17 protein-coding genes are annotated in these 17,489 nt (G+C 54.9%); 15 read left to right on the top strand and 2 right to left on the bottom strand.

What is annotated here, in order from left to right; all coding sequences use genetic code 11:
* Positions 1-2: 2 nt before the first annotated feature.
* Positions 3-869 (bottom strand): lytic transglycosylase domain-containing protein, encoded by an 867-nt coding sequence (locus AC2FIC_RS18850; RefSeq protein ID WP_496692894.1) that lies wholly within the window; start codon positions 867-869, stop codon positions 3-5.
* A 352-nt stretch (positions 870-1,221) separates the two neighbouring features.
* On the opposite strand from AC2FIC_RS18850, the gene AC2FIC_RS18845 reads away from it, so the two are divergent.
* The 15 genes from AC2FIC_RS18845 to pdeM all read left to right on the top strand — a co-directional run bounded on the left by AC2FIC_RS18845 (position 1,222) and on the right by pdeM (position 16,452).
* Complete coding sequence (locus AC2FIC_RS18845; protein ID WP_496692895.1) at positions 1,222-1,431, top strand: hypothetical protein; 210 nt, start codon at positions 1,222-1,224, stop codon at positions 1,429-1,431.
* 81 nt (positions 1,432-1,512) lie between these two features.
* On the top strand, positions 1,513-1,722 hold the full coding sequence (locus AC2FIC_RS18840; protein ID WP_142637974.1) for a hypothetical protein: 210 nt from the start codon (positions 1,513-1,515) through the stop codon (positions 1,720-1,722).
* A gap of 143 nt (positions 1,723-1,865) precedes the next feature.
* Entirely contained in the window at positions 1,866-2,747 is an 882-nt protein-coding gene (cpaB, locus tag AC2FIC_RS18835; protein ID WP_142637972.1) for a Flp pilus assembly protein CpaB, read from the top strand.
* Between the two features lie 194 nt (positions 2,748-2,941).
* Entirely contained in the window at positions 2,942-4,348 is a 1,407-nt protein-coding gene (locus AC2FIC_RS18830) for a type II and III secretion system protein family protein (protein WP_142637970.1), read from the top strand.
* Between the two features lie 17 nt (positions 4,349-4,365).
* Positions 4,366-4,995: an OmpA family protein gene (locus AC2FIC_RS18825; RefSeq protein WP_496692896.1), complete on the top strand. Its 630-nt coding sequence runs from the start codon at positions 4,366-4,368 to the stop codon at positions 4,993-4,995.
* Positions 4,996-5,189: 194 nt separating this feature from the next.
* Entirely contained in the window at positions 5,190-6,425 is a 1,236-nt protein-coding gene (locus AC2FIC_RS18820) for a CpaE/TadZ family protein (RefSeq protein ID WP_496692897.1), read from the top strand.
* A 24-nt stretch (positions 6,426-6,449) separates the two neighbouring features.
* Complete coding sequence (locus AC2FIC_RS18815) at positions 6,450-7,892, top strand: TadA family conjugal transfer-associated ATPase (RefSeq protein WP_142637964.1); 1,443 nt, start codon at positions 6,450-6,452, stop codon at positions 7,890-7,892.
* A gap of 11 nt (positions 7,893-7,903) precedes the next feature.
* On the top strand, positions 7,904-8,872 hold the full coding sequence (locus AC2FIC_RS18810; protein WP_142637962.1) for a type II secretion system F family protein: 969 nt from the start codon (positions 7,904-7,906) through the stop codon (positions 8,870-8,872).
* Between the two features lie 10 nt (positions 8,873-8,882).
* On the top strand, positions 8,883-9,860 hold the full coding sequence (locus tag AC2FIC_RS18805; RefSeq protein WP_142637960.1) for a type II secretion system F family protein: 978 nt from the start codon (positions 8,883-8,885) through the stop codon (positions 9,858-9,860).
* 6 nt (positions 9,861-9,866) lie between these two features.
* Positions 9,867-10,448, top strand: a complete 582-nt coding sequence (locus tag AC2FIC_RS18800) for a tetratricopeptide repeat protein (RefSeq protein ID WP_185956705.1) — start codon at positions 9,867-9,869, stop codon at positions 10,446-10,448.
* Between the two features lie 29 nt (positions 10,449-10,477).
* On the top strand, positions 10,478-11,329 hold the full coding sequence (locus AC2FIC_RS18795; RefSeq protein WP_496707630.1) for a tetratricopeptide repeat protein: 852 nt from the start codon (positions 10,478-10,480) through the stop codon (positions 11,327-11,329).
* Positions 11,330-11,332: 3 nt separating this feature from the next.
* Positions 11,333-11,869, top strand: coding sequence for a prepilin peptidase (locus AC2FIC_RS18790; protein WP_281973279.1), 537 nt, complete (start codon positions 11,333-11,335; stop codon positions 11,867-11,869).
* 118 nt (positions 11,870-11,987) lie between these two features.
* Positions 11,988-13,295, top strand: a complete 1,308-nt coding sequence (locus tag AC2FIC_RS18785; protein WP_142637954.1) for a DUF8689 domain-containing protein — start codon at positions 11,988-11,990, stop codon at positions 13,293-13,295.
* 40 nt (positions 13,296-13,335) lie between these two features.
* Complete coding sequence (locus tag AC2FIC_RS18780) at positions 13,336-15,747, top strand: ligase-associated DNA damage response DEXH box helicase (RefSeq protein ID WP_496692899.1); 2,412 nt, start codon at positions 13,336-13,338, stop codon at positions 15,745-15,747.
* A gap of 42 nt (positions 15,748-15,789) precedes the next feature.
* Positions 15,790-16,452: a ligase-associated DNA damage response endonuclease PdeM gene (gene pdeM / locus AC2FIC_RS18775; RefSeq protein WP_496692900.1), complete on the top strand. Its 663-nt coding sequence runs from the start codon at positions 15,790-15,792 to the stop codon at positions 16,450-16,452.
* A 6-nt stretch (positions 16,453-16,458) separates the two neighbouring features.
* Here the strand turns inward: pdeM and AC2FIC_RS18770 are convergent, their stop codons facing one another.
* Positions 16,459-17,202, bottom strand: coding sequence for a LytTR family DNA-binding domain-containing protein (locus AC2FIC_RS18770; RefSeq protein WP_496692901.1), 744 nt, complete (start codon positions 17,200-17,202; stop codon positions 16,459-16,461).
* Positions 17,203-17,489: the final 287 nt, after the last annotated feature.

Genomic DNA, 17,489 nt, shown 5'->3' with positions numbered 1-17,489 from the left:
GGTCAATTAAGAGCCTGAAACACGCACCCGTCAGAAATCAACTCGGGCGGTGTCGAACACAGCGCTCGCGCCACCTGAAAAGCCGCGAGAACCTTGGGCACATAATCCCGTGTTTCCGCATAAGGCGGTACACCACCATGTTTGCGAACCGCACCCTCGCCCGCATTATATCCGGCCAGGACCAGGATCGGGTCGTTTCCAAACTCTTCCATCAGCCAGTTCAGGTATTTCACTCCGCCCGAGATGTTCTGCCCCGGGTGAAGGCTGTCCTCGACCCCAAATCGTTTCGCGGTCGCGGGCATAAGCTGCATCAGCCCCTGCGCTCCGGCCGAACTTTCCGCCTTCTCCCGGCCCGCCGATTCAACCGAGATGACGGCCAGCACCAACGCAGGCGACACATTTGTCCCTACGGTCGAGCGTAAAATGTCGATCCCCTGCCGTTGAGCAATATTCTGAAGCGTCTGCAATCGGGGCGAGGCTACGTTTATGGCGGCAAGCGCATTTATCGAGTCCTGCAAACGACCCGAACTGGCCTCATCTATCCCGGGTGAGATCCTGTCCCAGAACGCTTTATATGACCCGACGGGTTTGTTTTGCGGCGTAATTCCCGGAAGCCCCGGAGGCGTAACACGTGTCCTCGCGATAATCTCAGGAACTACGATCTCAGCCCCTGTGCTGGGCGCCGAAGGTGCTGAGGCATGTTCTGTAGGCGATATCTGAACGGTAATGCGCGGACGTTGGCCGGGTTTAGGTGCTTTGATCCGTTTATATACGCCACGCGGTTCGACTTCGTTGGCGGGGACAGACACAGGTGCGGACACCACTGCCAGCGCCAAGCCGGCGCAAGTTATTGCGTTCCGGAGATTCATTTGCCTGCCTCACGTTCTCTTTTGCGTCAATTTGAACCCCGAATCTGTCTGTAAGGCCAGAAAAACAATGTGAATTGGGGCAATTTCGCCTCATTTGGCGCCATTTTGCATCGGGTTTTATCGGTACTCGTACGGAGGGAATATTTTTATTACTTTAATTTCAATCAGTTAAACGGAAAGCTACCAAAAAGTTAAGCTGAGGCACAAAAATTTGGGGTTTGGCCCAATTCCTGCCACGCCCAACAGGCAAACATAATGCCATACCGAGACGATCGGGAGCGGACTGAGAGACGAAGCTCTGGAAGACGCCGAGGTTCATTAGACTTATTAGATCCTTTAGGAGGGACGTAACATGATCAAGTTCATCAAGAACTTCACCACTGACGAAGACGGCGCCGTGACAGTAGACTGGGTCGTTCTGACCGCAGCTGTTGTTGGCCTGGCCGCTGTTGCTTGGACACAGGTTAGCGACGGTGTCGACGATCTGGCCGGCGACATTGATACCGCCCTGACAGGCGTAACGGTTACCGCACCTAACTCGGGTCCGACTACCACCCCGTAATTATTTAGATAGAATTTTGAAGGGGGCTGCGCTCGTCAGATCGCGGCCCCCTTTTTTATAGAAAAAAGACGAGGTCCTGCGATGAAGGGTATTTCAAAATTCTTATCCGGGGAACATGGCGCAATCACCGTTGATTGGGTGGTGCTTACTGCTGCGCTGGTCGGCCTTGGACTTGTCACCGTATTCAACTTGACGGGCGGGGTACAACACGTCGATACCGAGACGGGTAACGCACTTCGCGGTATAGAGGTCTATTCTGCGAATCAGGAACAGGCATCGGAATCAGATTGATCAATCTGGCACTAAGGACACGGGCGTCAAAAAAATACTTCATTGTCCCCCTTTTCGACACAATTCTCCTGTAACCAATAGTCAGTTGAAGTCGTATTCCCTATGACGACTGACATCGCATACAAATAAATGAGGGAACGCGCATGCGTGCAGTATTTGGACTTGTCCTGATTGTTGGGGTGGCTCTGGCAGGAGGAGCTGTTTATATGGCGCGGGACTATATTTCTCAGTATCAGGCGGAATTGGCCAGAGAACGTTTGGCGGCTCAGGAAGCATTGGCAAATGTTAAGTCCGTCCCGACGGTGGACGTTCTGGTTTCGAACCGTGCTCTTAAGTATGGTGAGCGTCTGGCCGCTGAAGATGTGCGGATCGTGAAATGGCCTGAGGATGCAATTCCCGAAGGAAGCTTCCTTGAAATGGCCGTCCTGTTTCCAGAGGATGCAAGTGGCGACCGCTTCGTTCTGAGGACCATGGAAAAAGACGAAGCCCTGATGGAGGTCAAAGTAACCAAACCAGGCGAGGCAGCGGGTCTGACATCACGAATCGCGAAAGGTAAGCGCGCATTTGCAATCAGCGTGGACGTTGCCTCGGGCGTATCCGGCTTCCTTCGCCCTGGTGACAGTATCGATGTTTATTGGACCGGTTCATATGGTGGCGGAATCGACGGGTCGCGCGGCGAAATCACCCGCCTGATTCAAACCAGCATTGAGTTGATCGCTGTTGACCAGAGCGCCGGGTCCGATCTGACCGGAGCCACGATCGCGCGCACCGTTACGGTCGCTGCTACTCCGGAACAAATCGCGGCACTGGCTCAGGCTCAGAACACCGGCCGCCTGTCTTTGGCGCTGGTTGGCGTGCAAGACGACACAATCGCAAGCGCGGTCGAAGTTGACCAAAGAAAACTTCTGGGCATTAAAGATGTCGTCCCCGTGGCACCCAAAATCGCGGAAGAGGTCTGTACGGTCAAGACACGCCGCGGTGCCGAGATCGTCGACACGGGAATAGTAACACCCTGCACAAATTAACAGAAAATCAGTGCGTTACATGACCGGGGCCGCGCGAATTGCGCGGCCCTAATTTGTTCGCATGTTGCGCATTGTCCACATAAGGAAAATTCCAGAAACCATTGATTATTGCAATAAATTCTCAATTCGCGCAGTGTTATCAGACATAAGGCAGTAGCCGCAAAAAACGAGGCGTGATCGGAGAGGCAGGTCACATGAAAAGAAGTTCCTGGATAAGCGCAGCCCTATTGGGCTTGGCGCTCGTAGTTGGCCCAGTCGGCAATGCTGCCTGGGCTGAAACACTTCGCGTGGTAAAGAAGGGTACAGCGGAAACGCTTGATGTGCCAATGAACCGCGCAATAGTTGTAGAAAGTGAGCAACCGTTTGCCGAACTCAGCATCGCCAATGCAGGCATCGCTGATATTTCGTCGCTTTCGGATCGTACTATCTATGTTTTGGGTAAGGCTCCTGGCCTGACGACCCTGACATTGTTCGACGGTGCAGGTAATCTACTTGCTAATGTTCGGGTCCGTGTGGCACCGGATGTTACCGAGTTTAAAGAACGTCTGCGCCAGATTTTGCCAACCGAGCCTATCGAAGTTCGCACCGCCAATGACGGTATCGTTCTTTCTGGCACAATTTCTAGCGCTGCCAAGTTGGCGCGGGCATTGGAGCTGGCAGAGCGCTATGCACCGGAGCGCGTATCGAACCTGATGTCGGTTGGCGGCGTTCAGCAGGTCATGCTGAAAGTGCGCTTTGCCGAGATGAATCGGTCGGTGGCTAAAAGCCTGACTGCATCGCTTGGTTTCGGCGGCAGTGATGTGACTGGCGGTATCAACACGCTGAACAATGCTGGTGCTTTGGCAAATGCCCTGAACAACAACATTCCGGCGGTACAGACGAATACCGGCGCAATTCTGTTCGGCTTTGGCGCAGGCTCCACACAGGTTCGTCTGCTGCTGGAGGCACTCGAGTCCAAAGGACTGGCGCGCAGCCTAGCAGAGCCTAACCTATCCGCACTTTCGGGTCAGGAAGCGACGTTCCTTGCAGGTGGTGAAGTTCCTATTCCGGTACCGCAGGACGACGGCGTAATTGCGATTGAATACAAAGCCTTCGGTGTTGAAATCGACTTTATCCCCCGCGTTGTGGATGGTGATCTGATCAACCTTGAAATGGCTGCTGCCGTGTCAGCTATCGATGGTTCGTCGAACTTCACCATTCAAGGTGATAATGTTCCATCTTTCATCACACGCCAGACCAGCACAACGGTTGAGCTGCGCGATGGTGAAAGCTTTGCGATCGCTGGCTTGATCCAGGATGATTTCACCGACCTGAACAGCCAGATTCCTTGGTTGGGTGACGTCCCGGTTCTTGGCGCCCTCTTCCGCAGCGCGGAATATCAGCGTCAGCAAAGTGAACTGGTGATCATCATCACAGCCCACCTTGTGTCGCCGACTCGTGGCGAGGCACTGGCTCTGCCTACGGATCGGGTCAAACCGCCCAGCGAATTTGATCTGTTCGTCAATGGCAAAGTCGGTCGGACTGAACGTCTGGGTGCCGGTGCAGCTTCGGAAGTCGCGAATCAGGACTTCGGTAGCTCGTACGGCTACGTCCTGGATTGATTAGGAGGATAGGACCAATGCAGAAGTGGATCATCACACTGGGTCTTTCGGTCGCTGTCGCCGCATGTACGCGTGAGGCCGGATACGAAGCCGATCAAGGCGCGTTCGGGAATGCGACACTGAACAACATTCAAGTAATGAATGGCGAACTGACATATGCCCAGATCCTGGGCCAACGGTTCGCAGCCGAAGTGCCGACCCAGATCAACTTTGATTTCAACAGCGCTCAACTGGACGAAACAGCTCAGCGAGTACTCTTGCGTCAGGCGAACTGGATCAAACAGTTCCCCGAGGCACGGTTCCGGGTCTATGGCCATACGGATGCTGTTGGATCAACGGCATATAACCAAAGCCTGGGCCAGCGGCGCGCGAATGCGGCTGTTGCGTTCCTTACGCAGCAGGGTATCTCTCGCTCGCGGTTGGAGGCGGTTGTTTCATTCGGTAAGTCTCGACCTCTCGTGGCTACGCCGGATCGAGACCGTCGCAACAGGCGCACCGTGACCGAAGTATCAGGCTTCGTTGATCGTGCACCCCAGCTACTCGATGGCAAATACGCCGCTATCGTCAATCGTGAGTACGTGGAAAGCGCGGTTTATGAATCCCAGCTGCGCCGCGAGACCGCTATTGGCGATACAAGCGAACAATAAACTGTGATTGGGCGACATCGTCGCCCAATTCCCTACAATTGGTTCTTTTGCGCCTAATTCTTGCCTAAGTTCCAAGCCACATTTTCAACAATTGGGTGACCTGCGTCCGAAAATGGCCGCAATAGGGTGACAGCAAGCCAATCCTGTCCTCTGGGCCAGGATGGTTCGCCTACCCTTCGACGAGGATTGTGTTAATGACAAGCGCCACGCCGCAAAACGAAGAGACCGCAATTCTGGCCTGCACGATCAGCCGTGATGTCCAGAATTTCGATCTGCTTATAGAAGATATGGAAGGCGCTTTGGGTGAGCGTTGGGGCGATCTCGGCTTTGCCGAAGCCCTGACATTTTTCAACCAACCCGAGGCGAATTCACTGCAATTTGTCGCGTTGGCCATTGATGGCGAGGATGAAGACAACCTGTCACTGATGGGTGAAATCATCACACAGGCCAAAGACAAAAAAATCAAAATAGTTCTGATTGCCGAGGACGTGACCCCAGCTTCGCTGCATCAGTTGTTGCGCAAGGGCGCGGACGAATTCGTCCCCTACCCTCTTCCAGAAGGTGAATTGCAAGAAGCAATCGACCGGATGAACAAACCCGAACCCGTCGCCGTTGCCCCCGGATCAGATGCCGCACGTGCAGCTGGCGACTCTAAAGAGGGTGCTTTGTTTGTGGTTCAAGGACTTGCCGGTGGGGTCGGGTCGACGACTATGGCCGTCAACCTAGCTTGGGAACTGGCAACGGTCTCTGACAAAGAGGCCCCTTCGGTTTGTTTGATTGACCTGGACCTGCAATACGGAACGGTTTCGACATATCTGGATCTTCCCCGTCGAGAAACTGTATTCGAGATGCTGTCTGATACGGCGGCAATGGATGATGACCTCTTTACCCAGGCGCTTCAGTCCTATGAGGACAAGCTGCAGGTGCTAACTGCGCCGTCGGATATGGTGCCTTTGGATCTGATTACGCAAGAAGATATCGAACGGGTGATCGAAAAGGCACGAAAGCACTTCGATTATGTGATCGTCGACATGCCAACGACATTGGTTCACTGGTCGGAAACTGTACTGCAGGCCGCCCATGTTTACTTTGCCCTGATAGAGCTGGACATGCGTTCGGCTCAGAACGCATTGCGCCTCAAGCGCGCTTTACAGGCCGAGGAACTACCCTTCAATAAGTTGCGTTTCGCTCTCAATCGCGCCCCGAAATTTACCGATCTGAATGGTAAGGGCCGGGTCAAGCGCATGGGTGAAAGCCTGGGTATCTCTATTGATCTTCAACTGCCGGATGGCGGCAAACCCGTGATGCAAAGCGGTGATCACGGTCTGCCATTGGCCAACGCTGCGGCCAAGAACCCACTGCGCAAGGAAATCGCAAAGCTTGCGAAGTCGCTGCACAGTCTGGGCAGCAATAGCGCCGAAGCCGCATAACACAATCCCACAGGGAGAGCCGCCGTGTTTTCAAGATATAAAAAACCCGAAGCACAACCGGTCCAGGCACCGGCTAAATCGCCCGAGGCCACACCTGCACCTGCAGCGGAGCAAGCATCAACCGCTACTGCTGTTGCCCGGCGACCCACCCCCAAAAAGGCGGTCGAGGTTGTAGGGGCGGACAAGGAACGCAAGCGCAAAGAGCGTCTGGGCGAAATCAAGATCGAACTCCACCGCGAGCTTCTTGAAAACCTGAACCTTGCGGCCCTTGAGAAAGCTGGAGAATCCGAGCTGCGCTCGGAAATCAGTGCGATTGCCAGTGAGGTTCTGGAATCCCGCAACATCGTTCTAAACCGCGACGACCGGCAACAGCTGAACAAGGAACTGTATGACGAAGTAACCGGTCTTGGCCCTCTCGAGACCTTGCTTCAGGACGACTCTGTCAGCGATATTCTGGTCAACGGCCCGCAGCAAATTTTTGTTGAACGGTTCGGTAAGCTAGAAATTAGCGACGTTACCTTTAAAGACGAAAAGCACCTGATGCGGATCATCGACAAGATCGTATCCGCCGTGGGCCGCCGTGTTGACGAATCCAACCCCTATGTGGACGCCCGTCTGGCGGATGGCTCGCGTTTCAACGCCATGGTGCCACCGATTGCCGTTGACGGCTCGCTGGTATCCATTCGTAAGTTCAAAAAAGATAAGCTGGCCATTGATGACCTGGTGAATTTTGGTGCCTTCACCGAAGAAATGGCCGCCTATCTGCAGGCTGCTGTATCTACACGCCTGAATGTGATCGTTTCGGGCGGTACCGGTTCCGGTAAAACAACCACGCTAAACGCATTGTCCAGCTTTATCGACGACGCCGAGCGTATTCTGACCATCGAGGATACAGCGGAACTCCAGCTGCAACAGTCTCATGTTGGCCGGATGGAAAGCCGCCCGCCTAACGTCGAAGGCAAGGGTGAAGTCAGCCCCCGCGACTGTCTGAAAAACGCCCTTCGTATGCGTCCCGACCGTATCATCGTGGGTGAGACACGGGGCTCGGAAGTTATCGACATGCTACAGGCCATGAACACTGGCCATGATGGCTCGATGACAACGATCCACGCGAACTCGGCCCGAGACGGGATTTCGCGCCTTGAAAACATGATCGCGATGGCCGGGATCGAAATGCCGATCAAGGCCGTCCGTAGCCAGATCTCCAGTGCTGTGAACCTGATCGTTCAGGCAAGCCGCCTGCAGGACGGCTCGCGGCGTATGACTTCGATCACCGAAATCACTGGTATGGAAGGCGATGTGATTTCCATGCAGGAAATCTTTCGTTTTCAACGCGTTGGATTAACGCCCGACAACAAGATCATTGGCCATTTTACCGCGACAGGCGTTCGCAGCCACTACTCCGAACGCTTCCGTCTGTGGGGCTATGATCTGCCCCCTTCGATTTACGAACCAACGACTATGTAGGAGATCTTGAAATGCAACTGCCTATGGAGGCACTGATCTACGTCGCGATCTTCGTAGGCGTACTTGCGTTGGTGGAAGGAATCTATCTGGTTGCCTTCGGAAAATCCATCAGTCTGAACAGCCGCGTGAACCGCCGTCTGGACATGCTGGATAAAGGCGTCGGGCGCGAACAAGTTCTGGAACAGCTGCGCAAGGAAATGCAGCAGCATATGAAGTCCCAGAGTATTCCGCTCTATTCCCTGTTGGCGGACAAGGCTCAGAAGGCCGCCATCGCCTTCACACCCCGTCAGTTGATCCTGATTATGGTGTTGGTGACAGGCTTTGCCTTCATGGGGCTCAGCATTGCAACGGGAACGGAAACCATAATGCGGGCCGCAATTTCGGTCGCAATCGGTGTTGGTGGTGTCTATGCGTGGGTAAACAACAAGGCCAAAAAGCGTATGGCAATGCTGGAAGAACAGTTGCCAGATGCTGTGGAATTGATGGTTCGGTCGCTTCGCGTCGGGAACCCTTTTGTGTCCACCATTCAAATCGTCGCAAATGAAGTCCAGGATCCACTCGCCACTGAATTCGGAGTTATCGCTGATGAATGTGCCTATGGCCGTGACGTCGGTGAATCTCTCAAAGATCTGGCACAACGACTGGATATGCAGGATCTACGGTTTTTGGCAGTGGCCGTCGGCATCCAACAGCAATCCGGTGGTAACCTGGCCGAAATTCTGGCCGGTCTGGCCAAGGTGATCCGGGCCCGTTTTCGACTTTTCCGGCGCGTCAACGCTATCACAGCCGAGGCAAAATGGTCAGGAAAATTCCTATCTGGATTTCCACTGTTCTGCCTGGGATTCATTTTGGTGAACGACCCCGGGTACTATGACGAAGTTATGGATCACCCATGGTTCATTCCTGCCTGTTTCTTTGTCGGCATCATGCTGACACTGAACCTGATCGTCATGCGCATTCTAACCGACATCAAGGTCTGAGGACACCACCATGGAAATCCTGACCCAAATAAATGACTTTCTAACCGAGCTCCTTGGCCCCTTCGGTCCACTGATCGTGGTTGGTGTACTTGGACTGTTCATGATCTTGATCACAGTCCCCTTGATCCTGAGCCAGCCAGAAGATCCCCTGAAGAAACTGCAGCGTTCTAATGCAGCCCCTCGACAGGATAAGAAGGTCAAAAAGGACAAGCTCAGAACCAGCGGGCGAAACGAGCAGCTTGAGAAGTTTGCCAACTTCCTTGAGCCACAGAATAAGGAAGAACTGTCTGCCATGCAGCTGAAACTGCGGCAGGCGGGGTATCAATCAAAGGACGCAGTTCGGTTCTTCCACTTCGCTCAATTTTCCTTGGGCATTATCGGAATTGTGATTGGTGTTTTGCTGGTCACTGTCCTTTCCGACGGTCAGGAATTTACCGCGCAGCAGATGATAATACGAGTTCTTGTCCCGTCGGCCGCCGGGTATTTTCTGCCACGCTATTGGATCACCCGAAGGGTCGCAGAACGGCAAGAAGCGATCACCGCAGGCTTTCCCGATACTCTTGACCTGATGCTGGTCTGTGTCGAGGCTGGCCAGTCGCTGGACCAGGCCATCGTTCGCGTCGCACGCGAAATGAAAGCTTCCTACCCTGAGATTTCGCTTGAATTTGAAGTCGTCGCCCACGAATTGAAGGCCGGTAAGGACAAGGATACGGTTCTTCGCGATTTTGGTACGCGCTGTGGCGTTCAGGATGTTAACTCATTTGTGACGGTGATGATCCAATCGGCAACATTCGGTACATCCATCGCCGAAGCTTTGCGGGTTTACGCTGGCGAGATGCGAGATAAGCGCGTGATGCGCGCCGAAGAGGCCGCTAACAAGTTGCCAACCAAAATGACACTCGCCACTATGATGCTGACGGTGCCACCGTTGCTGGTCATTCTGGTTGGACCCTCGGCCAAAGGCATCGCTGAATTCGGCGGAGGCTAATAGCCTATGAAATTGAAACCCAGGTGCATCCAAACGGGGATACGCCGCGTGTTACAGGCCACCGTGGTTCTTGCCACGGTGGCTTCTTGCACGGAAACGGGGTCCTCCGGGGATCTGGATGCACCTGGCATTGATCGTAAAGCCCCGGCCGAGGATCAGATCGCAGTTGGCAACCGGCTGATGGCTTCGGGTGAATACGAGCTTGCGTTGGATGCCTTTATCCGCGCAGCGCTCAATCAGGGAATGACAACGCAGATCCTGACCTCGATGGGGACGGCAAATCTGGGCCTTCGGAGGCTTGGACAGGCGGAAACACTGCTGCGCCGTGCGGTTGAAGATGACCCCGAATGGTCTGTCGCCTGGAACAATCTGGGTGTGTTGCTGATGGAAATCGGTGAATACCCCGAGGCCGCTCAGGTCTTTCGCCGGGCCTATGCTCTCGATAATGGCGAAAGTGACGCAATCCGGGACAATCTGCGGTTAGCTCTCGCAAAAATGGAAAATACTGATAATAATACCCCTCAAGAACAAGAATACACACTGGAGCAGCAAGGCGACGGGCAATTCATGCTGCGCAAGCTCCCGTAACATAGGCAAGAGCAGTAAGGGACGCAAAAATGCGCCAACAATTCTTGATTCCGTCTATCGCAATCTGCGGGCTGATCCTCTCAGCCTGTGAAAAAGAGTCCGAAGAAGAAAAGGTCGAGCGTACATTTCAGGAGGTGAACGTCATTGACGAAACCAACCTGAACGACGTTCTTCTGTCGGCCGCCGATCCGAACGAAGCCGTTACCTATTTCCAGGGTGCCGCCGCCAAGAACCCGGGTCGTATAGACCTGCAACGTGGGCTGGCGATTTCACTGGCGCGCGCTAAACGGACGACCGAGGCAACCGCCGCCTGGAAAAAAGTCACCACGATGAGCGGTGCGACCAATGTAGACAAGGTCGAATACGCAGATTCTCTGGTACGTTCCGGGAACTGGTCACAGGCCAAATCGACATTGGATTCGATCCCGCCGACTTTTGAATCTTTCAAACGCTACCGCCTGGAAGCCGTCGTCGCGGATTCGCAAAAAGACTGGAAACGCGCGGATCATTTCTATGAAACCGCCGTGGGTCTGACGACCCGCCCCGGTGGTGTAATGAACAACTGGGGATATTCCAAACTGACGCGCGGCCAGTACGACGAAGCCGAACGGTTATTCACCGAGGCCATTCGACAGGATAACTCTCTATTCACGGCAAAGAACAATCTGGTCCTCGCCCGGGCTGCACAGGGCAATTACAGCATGCCTGTCGTTCCCATGTCTCAGGTCGAACGCGCGATGTTGTTGAACACAATGGCCATCTCGGCGGTGAAACGCGGTGATGTGGCGACGGCCAAGAACCTGTTCCGCGAAGCGATCGCCACCCATCCGCAACATTACGACGAAGCCGTTCGATCCCTGCGCGCGCTTGAGGAAGCCTGATACATGCATATTCCAGCGGGTGCTGCGGCCTGGTTTTTGCCGTTCGTACTGCCGATCTGCTATTACGTAGCCTTCACCGACCTGCGTGACATGCTCATCAAGAATCACGCCGTAGTAGCACTGGCTGCGGTATTTGCGGTCATCGGTTTGTTTGTCCTGCCGCCCTGGTCGGATGGTTGGATTTCTGGCCCGTTTTCTGTGTCCCTCCCACCCTATTTGTGGCAGCTGTTACATATAGTTGTAATGCTGGTCATCGGCATTCTGCTCAACGCAGCCGGCATTATGGGAGCCGGAGACGCAAAATTCATAGCCGCGGCCTCAGCCTTTGTTTGGATGGGCGATTTCACATTGGTATTGTTGATCCTGATGTCGACCACCTTGGCGGCCTTTGTCACGCATCGATTGGCCAAACATACCGCTCTCAGAGCTATTGCCCCAGATTGGGAAAGCTGGCGTCGGGACAAACAATTTCCAATGGGTTTCGCGCTTGGTGCAACCCTGGCCATCTACCTGATACTTGGAACTGTTTACGGCTCGTAAACTATCATCAGTCCGCCTTGTCCCCGCCTTGGAACTGACACAAAGCCCGGCCAAATTTTCGTCAAAGGGCCCTTTTCAGGGCTATTGGCGTGAATACTGAATTAGACGGGCAACGCTCATGAATATGCAGACAACCTCGGTAATGGCCCCCCCTACCCCAAAGGGGTTGGGCGATATGCAGCTTCCTATTGTTATGATGCGGGATATCCTGCTGAAAACTATCTTTCGTAAAACCGTAGATACAGTTTCCGAAGTTGCCCAAGCGATCTGCTTGCCGGGTTCTGTCACACAGGAATTGATCGACCTTGCCCGCGAACAAAAGCTGCTGGAAGCAACCGGTACTTTGAACGCCAACAGCGGCAATGAGATGGGGTATCAACTGACCGATGCGGGCAAAGCGCGTGCATTGGATGCGCTGAGCCAGTCCGAATATTTCGGCGCCATGCCCGTCCCGCTGGATGTGTACCGCGAGCAGGTAAAACGCCAGTCGATCCGGAATATCCAGGTTTCCCGCGACCAGTTGACCGGGGCAATGGGCCATCTGGTTCTGCCTGACAGCCTGCTGGACCACCTTGGACCCGCGGTCAGTGCAGGCCGATCAATCCTGATGTATGGACCTCCGGGTAATGGTAAATCCTCTATCTCGAACGGTATTCGGGATGCTTTGGGCGATAATGTCTATGTCCCATATGCCATCGAATACGCTGGTCAGGTGATCACGGTGTATGACCCGATTGTACACACAGCCATCGAACAAGAAGCAGATGATCCCAATAGCTTGCGCCGCCGCAAGCGGTTTGATTCGCGCTATGTCCAATGTGAAAGACCAACTGTTGTGACTGGCGGTGAACTGTCACTCAGCATGCTCGATCTGGTTTATAACCCTACGGCGCGGACCTATCAGGCCCCGCTGCAGCTGAAATCGACGGGCGGCATCTTTATCGTTGACGACCTTGGCCGTCAGCAGGAACCACCTCAGGCCCTGATCAACCGCTGGATTGTTCCACTGGAAGAGAACAAGGATATCCTTGGCCTGCAATCGGGTGAAAAATTCGAAGTGCCCTTTGACACGCTGGTCATCTTTTCGACCAACTTTCACCCCAACGAGATCTTTGACCAAGCCGCTTTGCGCCGGATCTTCTTCAAGATCAAGATTGACGGTCCGAACCAAGAGAACTTCCTGAAAATCTTCGCCATGGTGGCCCGCAAACGCGGGATGCCTCTGGACGAGGCCGCATTGGTCCATCTGCTAAAGGTCAAATACCCGACCATCGACAACATCTATGCGAACTATCAGCCGATATTCCTGATTGATCAGATGATCTCGATCTGCGAATTCGAGGGCATCCCCTATCAGATGAGCCCCGATCTGATTGAACGCGCTTGGGCCAACATGTTCGTCAAAGATGAGAAAATCGTCAAATAACCTAATGCCATTTCGCTGACGGGCCGGGTAATCTGCCTTTATGACGCAGATTCCCGCCCGGATTACTGACTGGTTTGAAGACAAAGGTTGGTCCATCCACCCGCATCAGCAGGACATGTACGACCGGGCCCTTGAACCGGCGACGTTGCTGATAGCCCCCACCGGCGGGGGCAAGACAATGGCCGGATTTCTGCCCACGCTGGCCGATCTGGCAGAGCGGGACCATGATGGCCTGCATACAATCTACGTCTCCCCTCTCAAGGCGCTGGCGGCAGATATCCGGCGAAACCTGCGTGGCCCAGCCGAGGAAATGGGCCTGGCCGTCCGGATTGAGGACCGCACCGGAGATACCTCAGCCACACAGAAAAAGCGTCAGCGGGTTGACCCACCGCAGATCCTTTTGACCACACCTGAAAGCCTGGCCCTGCTGACCTCTTATGAAGACGCCGGGCGGATGTTTCAGGGCGTGCAACGGGTGGTTGTCGATGAAATCCACGCCCTGGCCGAGAGCAAGCGTGGCGACCAGCTGATGCTGGCGCTGGCCCGTCTGCAGGGGCTCTGCCCGGACCTGCGCAGGGTGGGCTTGTCTGCAACGGTCGAAGACCCCAATGCGATTGCCCGATTTCTGGCACGTCACCCTGATCCCTGCCGGATCGTTGAGGCCGATCCTGGGCCTGACCCCGATATCCAAATGTTGGAAACGCCGGAAATGCCTCCGTGGTCGGGCGGTGGCGCGGCCTATTCCATCCCTGCCGTTCTAGACCAGATCCGGAAGCATAAGACGACGCTTATCTTTCACAACACCCGCGCACAGGCCGAGATTTTCTTTCACAACCTCTGGCTTGCCAACGAAGACGGGCTGCCGATTGGCATTCATCACGGCAGTCTGGACAGGCAGCAACGCGAACGTGTCGAGGCCGCAATGGTTCGCGGTGAGCTGCGCGCAATCGTCTGCACAGGCAGTCTGGATCTTGGTATTGATTGGGGCGATGTCGACCTGGTCATTCAGATCGGGGCGCCCAAAAACGTCAAAAGGCTGGTTCAGCGCATCGGGCGCGCAAATCACAGATACAACGCCCCCTCCAAAGCATTGTTAGTGCCCGCAAACCGCTTCGAAGTTGTGGAATGCATAGCGGCACTTGAGGCTGTGAAAGCTCATGATCTGGACGGTGATTCCCGCGGCGCAGGTCCTCGCGATGTGTTGTGTCAACATATCCTGATTGCCGCAGCATCCGGGCCATTCTTGGCCGATGACCTGTTCCGGCAAATGACCGCAGCGGGCCCCTATGCCGGGTTGACCCGAGCAGAGTTCGACGCCTGTTTGGACTTTTGTGCAACCGGGGGCTATGCGCTGCGCGCCTATGATCGGTGGCAAAGGCTGCAGCTACGGCCAGATGGTCAATGGCAGCTACGTGACCCCCGTGCTGCGCAGCGTATCCGCATGAACCTTGGCACGATTCAGGACACCGATACGTTGAAAGTCCGCCTGAAACGCAATCGAGGGGGCAAACCTCTGGGAGAGGTCGAAGAAGCCTTTGCTGCCTCGCTGACCCACGGAGATACCTTTCTGATCGGCGGCCAGATCGTGCGCTATGAGGGATTGCGCGAGATGACGGTCGAAGTCAGCCGCCGAGCGGATAAGAAGCCCAAGATCGCAATGTTTTCAGGCACCAAATTTGCGACCTCGACGCAGCTGAGCGACCGTATCCTGCGGCTGTTTGCACAGCCCGATTGGCCCCAGTTACCCGCGCATACCGCGGATTGGCTGGCGTTGCAGCGCGATATCTCGCGCCTGCCTCAACGTGACAGGTTACTGATCGAAAGTTTCCCCAACGATGGGCGCGAAAACCTGTGTGTCTACGGTTTTGCGGGTCGCAATGCGCAGCAGACACTGGGGCTGTTGCTGACCAAACGAATGGAGGAAACCGGCCTGGCACCGCTGGGCTTTGTTGCCACCGACTATGCAACCCTGATTTGGGGGCTGGACGCAGTAATGGACCCGCGCCTGCTGTTCCAACCGGACGAGCTGCGCAACGGCTTGGAAACCTGGCTGGCGGGCAATGCCGTGATGAAGCGCACCTTTCGTGCCTCGGCCACGATTGCAGGGCTGATCGAACGGAACATGGCCGGTCAGCGCAAAAGTGGTCGGCAGGCCACGTTTTCCTCAGATATCCTCTACGATACTTTGCTGAAATACGATCCCGATCACCTGTTAATGCAGATCACCCGAGAAGAGGCCATGCGCGGTCTCGTCGATTTCGGGCGGATCGAGGCACTGATCGAGCGGATCGGGGGACGCATAGATCTGATGCGATTGGATCGGGTTTCACCTCTGGCTGCACCACTGTTTCTTGAGGTTGGCAAGGTACCCGTCAAAGGTGCTGCTGAAGAACGCCTGCTGGCGGAAGAAAGCGCGCGCCTATTGCAAGAGGCTGGGCTGAAATCCTGCTAAAATCTATTGCGCGCGGTAGCGGAACGTCGCAAAGAACGTAACATGAACGAAGTTTCGATCTGTTTAGCCGGGCAAAATCTGTTGGCGCTTGGGTCTGGTGCCCTTTGGTGGCCCGACAAAAGCGTGCTTTGCGTGTCCGATCTGCATCTGGGTAAATCCGAGCGTTTGGCGCGCCGGGGCGGCACGACATTACCCCCCTATGACAGCCAGGACACCCTGGCCCGATTGGCCGCAGATATCGAGCACACTCAGCCTGACATCGTTATTTGCCTTGGGGATAGTTTTGATGATCTTGATGCCCTAAACGCCTTGAGTGTGCCCGACAGGCTGAAGATTACGGCGATGCAGGCCGGTCGCCGCTGGGTCTGGATCGAAGGAAACCATGACCCCGGCCCGGTAGATCTGGGCGGAAGCCATCTGGCCGAATATGCGGTTGACCCTCTGGTCTTTCGTCATATTGCGCAACCCAAGGGCAAGGCTGAGGTTTCGGGACATTACCACCCCAAGGCGCGCGTGCGGATCCGCGGTCGTTCCATCACCCGCCCCGCCTTCCTGATGGATCAGGCGCGTCTGATCCTGCCTGCCTATGGGACTTATACTGGTGGGCTCTTTAGCTCGGATCACGTTCTGGACGCCTTGATGAGCGATCAGGCAATGGCGATCTTGACAGGGAAAGTCCCGCAAATGATCCCAATGCCCAGATAGGGCGTCTCAGATCAGGCCATCTTCTTCTAGGAACGGACGGTATTTCCTGCTGACCGGAACAAGCTCGTCGTTCTTCAGGCGCAACATGGTCTTGCCACCCTTACGTTCGACCCCAGCAATGGCGTCATCGACAACCCAATGCGATCGGTGCGTGCAATGGCCCGGTATAGGTTCCATTTCCTCTATGGCGTCGGTAAAACGCGACCGGATCGTAAACGTGCCCTCAGAAGTCACCACATCCACATAGTGGTCTTGGACCGTCAGGCGATAGACCCGACCCTGAAAGGATCCCGGCAACCGCTTGTACATGCGCGGCAGCGGAATTTCAGCATATTCGGATTGAGGTTTCGATGCCTCACGCCGCACCAGGATCAAGCCCACCGACAGCAAGGCGCCATAAGATGTTACGGATAACATATCCGGGCACGGCAGTCCGTTGGCCGAAAACAGCAACCAGACCATCAACCAAAGGCTTGGAACGAAAAGGACGAAAACCAAAGATATCAGCACAAGGTCGCGCCCAGAAAACTCGGTCTCAGCGAACAACCTGCGCAACAGTCTTCTTGCGACGCAGGTCACCCCTAGCGCCAGCCCCATCACCCCGATCCAGAAGGCCAAGCGCCAAGGAAAGGTTACTTCGATGGCCTGAAATGGTTGGAATACGAAGGACAATAGCAGAAGGAAAACCAGCCCGGCAATCAACCGGTACCCTACTATTTCGGCGAAAACTGGGCGCAGTTTCGTGAACATAAACACTCGACAACAACTCTCCGGGTCCAGCCAATACTACCGGGGACTTGCCATATTACAACGTAACCGGCTGGAATAGAAAGTTTATCACCAATACAGGCACATTCAATGCCCGTAATCTCACACTTAGTTTACATATTAACAAATTTTAGGCCGGGGAGTACCCCGGCCCTGAAAATCTACATGCACGACTGTCCGCTATGGGTCACACCGTCAGGCCTTCTGGTTCTGGGAGTTTGTTTGCGCGGCATGCGGCGGTCAGGGTGTTGGCCAGCAGGCATGCGATT

It is taken from the genome of Ruegeria sp. CDSC079 (assembly GCF_059610505.1).
The sequence above is the reverse complement of the archived record's forward strand: the minus strand, read 5'-3'. Positions and strand labels throughout refer to the sequence as shown.

What these genes read in the sequence shown, in the direction of transcription:
- AC2FIC_RS18850 (WP_496692894.1), bottom strand. Translation starts at nt 869, where the DNA reads ATGAATCTCCGGAACGCAATAACTTGCGCCGGCTTGGCGCTGGCAGTG.
- AC2FIC_RS18845 (WP_496692895.1), top strand. Translation starts at nt 1,222, where the DNA reads ATGATCAAGTTCATCAAGAACTTCACCACTGACGAAGACGGCGCCGTG.
- AC2FIC_RS18840 (WP_142637974.1), top strand. Translation starts at nt 1,513, where the DNA reads ATGAAGGGTATTTCAAAATTCTTATCCGGGGAACATGGCGCAATCACC.
- cpaB (WP_142637972.1), top strand. Translation starts at nt 1,866, where the DNA reads ATGCGTGCAGTATTTGGACTTGTCCTGATTGTTGGGGTGGCTCTGGCA.
- AC2FIC_RS18830 (WP_142637970.1), top strand. Translation starts at nt 2,942, where the DNA reads ATGAAAAGAAGTTCCTGGATAAGCGCAGCCCTATTGGGCTTGGCGCTC.
- AC2FIC_RS18825 (WP_496692896.1), top strand. Translation starts at nt 4,366, where the DNA reads ATGCAGAAGTGGATCATCACACTGGGTCTTTCGGTCGCTGTCGCCGCA.
- AC2FIC_RS18820 (WP_496692897.1), top strand. Translation starts at nt 5,190, where the DNA reads ATGACAAGCGCCACGCCGCAAAACGAAGAGACCGCAATTCTGGCCTGC.
- AC2FIC_RS18810 (WP_142637962.1), top strand. Translation starts at nt 7,904, where the DNA reads ATGCAACTGCCTATGGAGGCACTGATCTACGTCGCGATCTTCGTAGGC.
- AC2FIC_RS18805 (WP_142637960.1), top strand. Translation starts at nt 8,883, where the DNA reads ATGGAAATCCTGACCCAAATAAATGACTTTCTAACCGAGCTCCTTGGC.
- AC2FIC_RS18800 (WP_185956705.1), top strand. Translation starts at nt 9,867, where the DNA reads ATGAAATTGAAACCCAGGTGCATCCAAACGGGGATACGCCGCGTGTTA.
- AC2FIC_RS18795 (WP_496707630.1), top strand. Translation starts at nt 10,478, where the DNA reads ATGCGCCAACAATTCTTGATTCCGTCTATCGCAATCTGCGGGCTGATC.
- AC2FIC_RS18790 (WP_281973279.1), top strand. Translation starts at nt 11,333, where the DNA reads ATGCATATTCCAGCGGGTGCTGCGGCCTGGTTTTTGCCGTTCGTACTG.
- AC2FIC_RS18785 (WP_142637954.1), top strand. Translation starts at nt 11,988, where the DNA reads ATGAATATGCAGACAACCTCGGTAATGGCCCCCCCTACCCCAAAGGGG.
- AC2FIC_RS18780 (WP_496692899.1), top strand. Translation starts at nt 13,336, where the DNA reads ATGACGCAGATTCCCGCCCGGATTACTGACTGGTTTGAAGACAAAGGT.
- pdeM (WP_496692900.1), top strand. Translation starts at nt 15,790, where the DNA reads ATGAACGAAGTTTCGATCTGTTTAGCCGGGCAAAATCTGTTGGCGCTT.
- AC2FIC_RS18770 (WP_496692901.1), bottom strand. Translation starts at nt 17,202, where the DNA reads ATGTTCACGAAACTGCGCCCAGTTTTCGCCGAAATAGTAGGGTACCGG.